We start from the raw sequence: 7,454 nt of genomic DNA, 5'->3' as shown, positions 1-7,454 counted from the left end.
CCCTTCCCCCCCTTCCCCCCCTCTCCCTCCGGGGTTCGTCGTCCAGGGAGAAGTCTATCCTTCTCCGCGCGATATCCACCCTGTCTACCAGGACCGCGACCTCGGTGCCGGGCCTGAAACACCTCTTCGTGTTCTCGCCCATGAGCGTGTGTCTCTTCTCGTCGAAGAGGTAGTAGTCGTCGGTGAGCGAGGAGACGTGTACGAGCCCCTCGACGAAGAACTCCTTTAGTTCCACGAACACCCCGAAGCTCGTGACCCCGGAGACGAACCCCTCGAACCTCTCCCCCACCTTATCGGCCATGAACTGGGCCTTCTTCAAGTCCACGAGTTCGCGTTCGGCCTCCATGGCGTTCCGCTCCCTCTCGGAGCTGTGGGAGGCGATGGGGGGGAGCGCCTCCGCCATCCTATCCCGTTCCCTCTTTCCGTACTTCTTTTTGAGGAGGAGCTTTACGAGCCTGTGGATTACGAGGTCCGGGTATCTCCTTATGGGGGAGGTGAAGTGCGTGTAGTCCTTGAACGCGAGGCCGAAGTGGCCGCCCTCCTCCGCCGAGTAGAGGGCCCGCTTCATGGACCGGAGGAGCACGTGGTTTACGAGTCTCTCGTGCGGCTTCCCTTCCACTTTCTTAACGATTTGCTGGAACCCCTTCGGCCCCTTCGCCTCCAGCCTGTAGCCGAAGGCCGCGATGAACTCCTTGAACTCCCTTATCGCGTCCTCGTCGGGCTCTTCGTGCACCCTGTGCAGGGCCGGAAGCTTCCTGGACGTGAACTCCTCGGCCACGGCCCTGTTGGCCGCGAGCATGAACTCCTCGATTATACGGTGCGCTATGTTCCTCTCCGAGCGGATTATATCCTCTATCCTGCCCTCGATATCGATTATGATCTCCGGCTCCGGGAGGTCGAAGTCTATGGAGCCGCCCTCGGCCCTGCGCGTGTTGAGCTTCCTCGCGAGCTCCTCCATGGTCTCGATCGCTTCGACTATATGCGAGTACTTTTCCCTCGTCTCCTCGTCCCGGTCCGCGAGGACCTTTCTGACCTCGGTGTATGTGAGCCTCTCGGAGCTTTTTATAACGCTCTCGTAGAGTTTTTTCCCGACCGGTTTTCCCTTAGAGTCGAAGTCGAGTTCGGCGGTGAGCGTGAGGCGCGGCTCGCGGGGGTTCAGGCTGCATATGCCGTTCGAGAGAGCTTCGGGCAGCATGGGTATGCAGCGGTCCGGGAAGTACACGCTGGTGGCCCTCGTGCGGGCCTCGGCGTCAAGCAGCGTTCCTTCCTTTACGTAGTGGCTTACGTCCGCTATGGATACGTGGAGGCGATAGCCGCCCTTGCCGGTCCTCTCCACGGCGACGGCGTCGTCAAAGTCCTTGGCGCTCTCGCCGTCTATGGTGAACACCTTTAGCCCCCTCAGGTCGACCCTGCCCTTTATGTCGTCCGCGCCGACACGCGCGGGCCCGGCCTTTACCTCTTTAAGCACGGCCGGGGGAAATTTTTGCGGCAGGCCGTACTTCCTCGTTATGACCTCCACCTCGACGTCCGGGTCTTCGGGGTTCCCGAGCTTCTTCGTTACCTTGCCCTGGGGGGAGAGGTGTTTTGCGGGCCACCTCGTAATCTCGCAGACCACCACGCTCCCTTCTTCGGCGTCCATCGCCTCCCCCGGGGGAATAATGATGTCGGTTATTATCTTCTCGTTGGAGGGGACCACCACGGAGAAACCCCTCTGTCCCTTCTCAAGCCTCCCGACTACGGTCTTGTGCGCTCTCGTGAGCACTCGTATTATCCGCCCCTCCCTCCTGCCGTCCCTTTTTACTCCCTCGACCCTGGCGACGACCCTGTCGCCGTGCATGGCGCCGTTAAGCCTCGCGGGGTTTATGAAGAGGTCTTCCCCTCCCTCCTCGGGCTTTACGAAGCCGAAGCCGTTCGGGTGGCAGAGCATCTCGCCGGTTATGAGGTTCATCTTCGAGGGCAGCCCGTACCTGTTGCCGCGAATCTTAACGAGCGTCCCCTCGGCGGCCATTTCCTTCACCAGCCGCTTAAAGCCGTCCCTGGCCTCCCCGGGGACGTCGAGACCCCTCGTAAGTTCCTTTATGGAGAGCGGCCGGTAGGCCTCCTGCCTCATGAACTCGACCACCTTATTTTTTTTGTCTGTTTTCATATTCGTTGGGTCTCCTCCGGGGACGCCGTGCCTTTAAGTGCGTCGTCTCAGTCTATCGTGAAGAAGGGGTCCACGCGGACCGAACCTCCCTGGTGCCGGACCGTAAAGTAGTAGCCATTATTCAGGAGGCTGTCGCTCCGTAGCCGGGAGAGGTAGATGTAGACGGGCGGCAGCCTCTCGAAGGATGCGGCCCCGAGGTCCCCGAACAGCGGGTCGAAAGGCACCCAGCCGTAATCCTCCAGGAACGCCTCGGCCCAGGCATGGTAGGGGAGGCCGTCGGATGCCGGGACAAGGCCGTATACGAACCTTGCCGGGACTTCATTTGCCCTCAAGAGCGCTACGAACAGGTCCGAGTAGTCGTTGCAGTCCCCCGTTCTCCGTCCGAGTACCTTCACGGCCCCGTTGTCCCTTATATCGTAGGCGAGGTGTGTCAGCTTTTCCAGGACGAAGTTATAGGTCTTTCTTGCGGTTTCGAGGTCCTCGAAGCCGTATAGCAGCGTAGCCGCGCCGGCTATGGCGGCGTGGTTCTTTTCCAGGAAGCGTTCTTCCCTCAGGTACTTCTCTCTCAGCTCTTCGTTAACTAAAAGCTCCATTCTCGAGCTTTCCTCTTCCATGGACCCCCGTATGTCGTCGAACGGGTTGAAGGAGCCGATAGGGGAGGCGGAAGACAGGTCATAGCCGAGTATCTCCACCGACGCATCTATCCGGACAGTAAGGCCGCCCCCGGGGTCGTCTATGACGAATTCGGCGTACCGGTTGCCGTTCTCGTCAAACACCCTGGAGGGCTCCGGGAAGTAGCTGAGGTCGCGTACTATCTGCCTGCCGGGCAGTGTCCTTGGGACGAGGCTCAGGAGCGTTATCCCGGAGGCGTTCTCGGAGCTGATCCGGTAGGACATGTTGAGTGTTACGACCCTGCCGTAGCCGGCATGGGCGGGGTAGGCGGAGAGCGCCATGAGCGCGGCGGTAAGAAGGGTTATGGTCTTTGTCATGCGCTCCGGTCGCATCCCTTCAACCGGTCGAGTAGCGGGAACCCCTTTTCGGCGAGCCGCTATTCTATCCTCTCCTCTACCGGGTAGAATTCTCCGTCCTTTTTGACGAGGTAACGGAGGGTGTCGGGAGCGTCGAAAACGATGCTCCCGCTGCGGACGTATATGTCTTCGGCCAGGGTCATGGTACCCTCGTCCATGACCAGGAGGTGCTCTTCGCCTTCACGGACCGCATATAACATCCTGCCGTCCGGCAGGAAACCGATGCTGCCCCTTACTATCGCGTCGTAGCCGGGCCCATGTTCACCGTTCACCACGACAAACCATTCTTTATCCTCGCTTGCCGCGTATGCCATACGCTTGCCGTCCGGGCTGAAGAAAAGCGAGCCCGGCGCGATAGCCCGATACCGCTCGCCCTCCTTCCCGTCCACGACCACGAAATGTTCCTTCTTCCCGGCCCCGGCCGCGTAGGCAAGGCGTTTGCCGTCCGGGCTGAAGGCTATCGTGTTCTTTCTGACGATATAGTATCCAGGCCCGCGTTTCCCGTCCACCACGATGAACCACTTCTTATCCTTCCTTGCCGCGTAGGCAAGGCGCTTGCCGTCCGGGCTGAAGGTGATGCTGTCTTTCAGTATCGCGTCGTAGCGCTTCCCTCCCTTGCCGTCCACCACGACGAACCACTTCCTGTTCCTCTTGGCCACGTATGCAAGCCTCCGGCCGTCGGGGCTGAAGACCGGGCTGTCCCGGAGTATTGCGTCGTAGCGCTTGCCCTCCTCGCCGTCCATGACGATAAACCATTCCTTACCCTCGTTTGCCGCGTATGCCATATGCCTGCCGTCGGGGCTGAAGGCTATGGTGCAGTCCACCACGGAGTTGTAGGGCTTCCCTTCTTTGCCGTCCGCGACGACGAACCATTTGCCTTCCTTTTTGGCCGCATAGGCAAGGTGTTTGCCGTCGGGGCTGAATACGGGACTTCTTTTCGCTATGCCGTTATAGCGCTTCCCCTCCTTGCCGCCCGCAACGATAAACCACCTGCCGCCGTCTTTGGCAGCGTAGGCCACATGGTTTATGCCCGGCGTCCCCCTCCCCCCCCCGGGGTCCGCGGGGTTGAAGGTAAGGGTATCCCTCCTTATGTCGTCGTATTGCCTGCCCTTTTTCCCGCCAACGACCACAAAACGTTTCCTCTTGTCTCTCAGGTCGGCAATGTAGGCCACCCCTCTGGCGTCCGGGCTTATCCTGAGGGACTTGCGCAGGACGGTTGGCTCCTCCGCCTTGGGGACGAGCCTTCCCATCGAGCAGGCCGTTACGGCCAGGCAGAGGAGCGGCAGGAGCAGGTGCAGCGCCGTGGTTTTCCGAACTGTTTTAAGCGGCATGGGGCAGCTTTTACTTCCTTCCTCCGTATATTGCGAATATACCATATTTGCGGAAACAGTCCACCATTTTGAAACCGGCCTTTTCCAGGGCCCCGAGCTGGTCGGTCAACGTGTCGAGTCTCATGTGGTGTTTGCGCTCCCCGTGCTTTCGCATGAAGCTTTCGTAGTCCACCTTAACCCCCGCCTCCCTCTGCTCCTCCACTATCCTCTCTTCCCAGAGTTTCAGGTACCACTCTTCAAGGGTCTCGGAGGGGGAAAGGCAGACGTCCATGTTTATAAACCAGCCGCCTTCGGTCAGGAGGGAATGGACGTATGCGTTCATCTCGCCTCTTTGCGCCCGGGGAAGGTGGTGGAGGGCCAGGGCGGAGGAGGCAAGGTCGAACCGGGCCACGGCGACCTTTTCCTCCATCAAATCTTCGAAGCTCGCCTCTATGAACTTTACGTTCTTGAAGCCGCCGAGGCGTTCCCTCGCCCTTTGGATCATCTCCCCGGAAGCGTCTACAAGAGTGGCCTCCATTGAGCCGTCGAGCTTCAGGAGCTCCCCGGTGAAGGCACCGTCCCCGCACCCGAGGTCAAGGAGCGCGGCACCGGGTCTGCCCCCGAGGAAGTGGCGGCCGAAAGAGGCAAGGGTTTCCATGAAGCCGCTTCGCTCCGGGATGATGAGGTCGGCGTTTTCAAGGTATTTAAGGGCGAACTCCCCGTCCGCCCAGTTCGTGTCCTTAAATCCGCCCATGCGCTTATTGCTTCTCTCTAAGCTCCTCTTTCATGTAGAGCACCAGCTGCCACCTGTTCTCCTCGGAGATGCCCTTGAGCGAGGGCATGAGCGAGCCGACGGTCTTGCCCCCCTCGGTCATGGCCCAGAAGAGATAGCCGTCCGAGACCGTCCCGGCCAGAAGTGCGAGGTTCGAAGGTGGTGGGTTAAGGGATTTGCCGCCCAGGCCGTCCCCCTTGCCCCCGGTTCCGTGGCACATAACGCATTGCCTTAAAAAGAGTTTTCCGCCGGTCTCGATATTCTCGGCCGTTGCCTCAATCGGGTTCGACAGGCCGCGGAACTCTTCGGGTATGCCGTTCTTCCTCGCATAGGCCACCCTCGGGGTGGTGTATCCGTCCGGGGCCACATCTTCCACGATTTTTTCCTTGGTTGTTTCTTCGGACGTGGGTTCGGTTCCCACCGCCTCTACGGCCGCTTCTTTCTTCGGTTCCGGGGTTTTCTCGGCGACGGCTTCCGACTTCTTCTCGGCCTCCGGCGTCTGCTCTCCGCAGCCGGCCGCGGTGAGGAGCAAGGCGGCTGCCAGAATGGATAAAACGGCTGAAACCGGGAACGTACTCTTCATATAGAGCCTCCTCTCAACTGACTTCGTAGAGCCCGTCTATTATATCACGGAACTTTTCCGCCACCATAGCCCTTTTAAGCTTCATGGTCGGCGTTACGCACTCTTCGCGGATGAGCTCGTCGTCGACCAGGGCGAACCTGCGTATCTGCTCGAACCTGGCAAAGGGTTTCAGGTTCGCGTGTATCCGTTTTTCATAGAACTTCATCCTCTCTTCGTCCCTTATCCCCGCGGCGTCCAGCCCCTCCTTATCCGGCACTATGACGGCGACAAGGTGCGGTCTTCCGTCGCCGTAGACCAGGGCCTCTTTTATGCATTCGTCCGCCCTCAGGGCGGCCTCTATCCTCTGCGGGGCGATGTTTTTCCCCACGGAGGTGATTATCAAGTCTTTTTTTCTGTCGGTTATGGTGAGGAAGCCGTCGGGGTCCACGAACCCTATGTCGCCCGTGTGGAACCAGCCGTCGCGGACGGCCTCGCTCGTGGCTTCGGGCATATTGAAGTATCCCTTCATGACGCCCGGGCCCCTTACGACTATCTCCCCGTCGTCCTTTATGCGTAGTTCCACGCCCGGGGCGGGCCTTCCCACGCTCCCGATCTTTACGTCCTCCGGGGTGTTCATGCTTACGACGGGCGAGGTCTCGGTAAGGCCGTAGCCCTCAATTACCGGCATGCCGAGCGCCCGGAAGAACTCGGCCGTATCCTTCGGGAGCTTTGCCCCGCCGGATATGAAGAAACGGAGCCCCGGAGCTATCCTCTCCCGTATTTTCCTTAATGCGACTCCGTCGAGGAGGCGCCCTGAAGCTCCCCCCCTCATCGCCGCGCGGAAGAGGAGCTTTTTGGCGCCCCCGGCCTTTTCGATGCCTTCGAGGACCTTCGCTCTTATCCGGTCGAGGAAGAAAGGCACGGCTACCATGAGCGTGGGTCTGAAGAAGCGGATGTCGGCCCCGGCGTAGGCGAAGCCCCTGGAGTAGGCGATGCCCCCGCCTTTATATATCATCAGGTGGTGGACCATGCGCTCGAAGATGTGGCTGAGCGGCAGGTAGGAGAGGTGCAGGTCCCGGCCGGTTACCGAGATAATGGTCCCTACGGCCTCGATGTTGGAGAGGATGTTGCCGTGGCTCAGGACGACCCCCTTGGAGCGACCGGTAGTGCCGGAGGTATAGATAATCGAGAACGGGTCGTCTCTCCCGACGGCCCGCATCCTCGCCTCCCAGAGCTCCGGGTCGCCGGACTCCCGGCCGAGCGCCGCTACCCTGCCGAGGGTAAGCACTTCGGTACCGAGAACTGCGGGTCCCTCCACCTCTGCCGTGGCTATGAAGTGCTTTAACGAGGGGCACTTTGCCTGGAGGAGCTTCTTTATATGGTGCGGGGAGAAGACCACGGCCGTGCTGCCGGAGTCCTCCAGTACGAACGCGGTCTCCTCGGGGCTAAGGGTGGTGTAGACCGGTACGCTCACCGCCCCTATGGAGGATATCGCGAGGTCTGTGATTATCCACTCCGGGGAGTTTTCGAGGAGTATGGCGACCCTCTCGCCCCGGCCGACGCCGAGCGTGAGGAGACCGAGCGAGAGATCCCGGACCTTCTCCTCGAACTCCCCCCTTCCGAGGGTCTTCCGCCC

General features: G+C 60.3%; 6 protein-coding genes. All 6 read right to left on the bottom strand.

Features of this window, described 5'->3' with window-relative positions; all coding sequences use genetic code 11:
- The coding region (gene rnr / locus V3W31_07045; GenBank protein ID MEE9614694.1) for a ribonuclease R at window positions 1-2,146 on the bottom strand (2,146 nt) is incomplete at its 3' end.
- A gap of 47 nt (window positions 2,147-2,193) precedes the next feature.
- Entirely contained in the window at window positions 2,194-3,135 is a 942-nt protein-coding gene (locus V3W31_07040; GenBank protein MEE9614693.1) for a transglutaminase domain-containing protein, read from the bottom strand.
- Window positions 3,136-3,194: 59 nt separating this feature from the next.
- Window positions 3,195-4,505 (bottom strand): hypothetical protein, encoded by a 1,311-nt coding sequence (locus tag V3W31_07035; protein MEE9614692.1) that lies wholly within the window; start codon window positions 4,503-4,505, stop codon window positions 3,195-3,197.
- A gap of 10 nt (window positions 4,506-4,515) precedes the next feature.
- Complete coding sequence (locus V3W31_07030; protein ID MEE9614691.1) at window positions 4,516-5,238, bottom strand: methyltransferase domain-containing protein; 723 nt, start codon at window positions 5,236-5,238, stop codon at window positions 4,516-4,518.
- Between the two features lie 4 nt (window positions 5,239-5,242).
- Window positions 5,243-5,839 carry a c-type cytochrome gene (locus V3W31_07025; GenBank protein ID MEE9614690.1) on the bottom strand — a complete coding sequence of 199 codons (597 nt, stop codon included), beginning with the start codon at window positions 5,837-5,839 and terminating at the stop codon, window positions 5,243-5,245.
- A gap of 13 nt (window positions 5,840-5,852) precedes the next feature.
- On the bottom strand, window positions 5,853-7,454 hold a 1,602-nt coding region (locus V3W31_07020; protein ID MEE9614689.1), incomplete at its 5' end, for a long-chain fatty acid--CoA ligase.

The sequence above is a fragment of the Thermodesulfobacteriota bacterium genome (genome assembly GCA_036482575.1).
Classification (GTDB): Bacteria; Desulfobacterota; GWC2-55-46; order GWC2-55-46; family JAUVFY01; genus JAZGJJ01.
Note: the sequence above shows the minus strand (reverse complement) of the source record. Positions and strands in the feature narration are given on the sequence as shown.

What these genes read in the sequence shown, in the direction of transcription:
- V3W31_07040 (MEE9614693.1), bottom strand. Translation starts at nt 3,135, where the DNA reads ATGACAAAGACCATAACCCTTCTTACCGCCGCGCTCATGGCGCTCTCC.
- V3W31_07035 (MEE9614692.1), bottom strand. Translation starts at nt 4,505, where the DNA reads ATGCCGCTTAAAACAGTTCGGAAAACCACGGCGCTGCACCTGCTCCTG.
- V3W31_07030 (MEE9614691.1), bottom strand. Translation starts at nt 5,238, where the DNA reads ATGGGCGGATTTAAGGACACGAACTGGGCGGACGGGGAGTTCGCCCTT.
- V3W31_07025 (MEE9614690.1), bottom strand. Translation starts at nt 5,839, where the DNA reads ATGAAGAGTACGTTCCCGGTTTCAGCCGTTTTATCCATTCTGGCAGCC.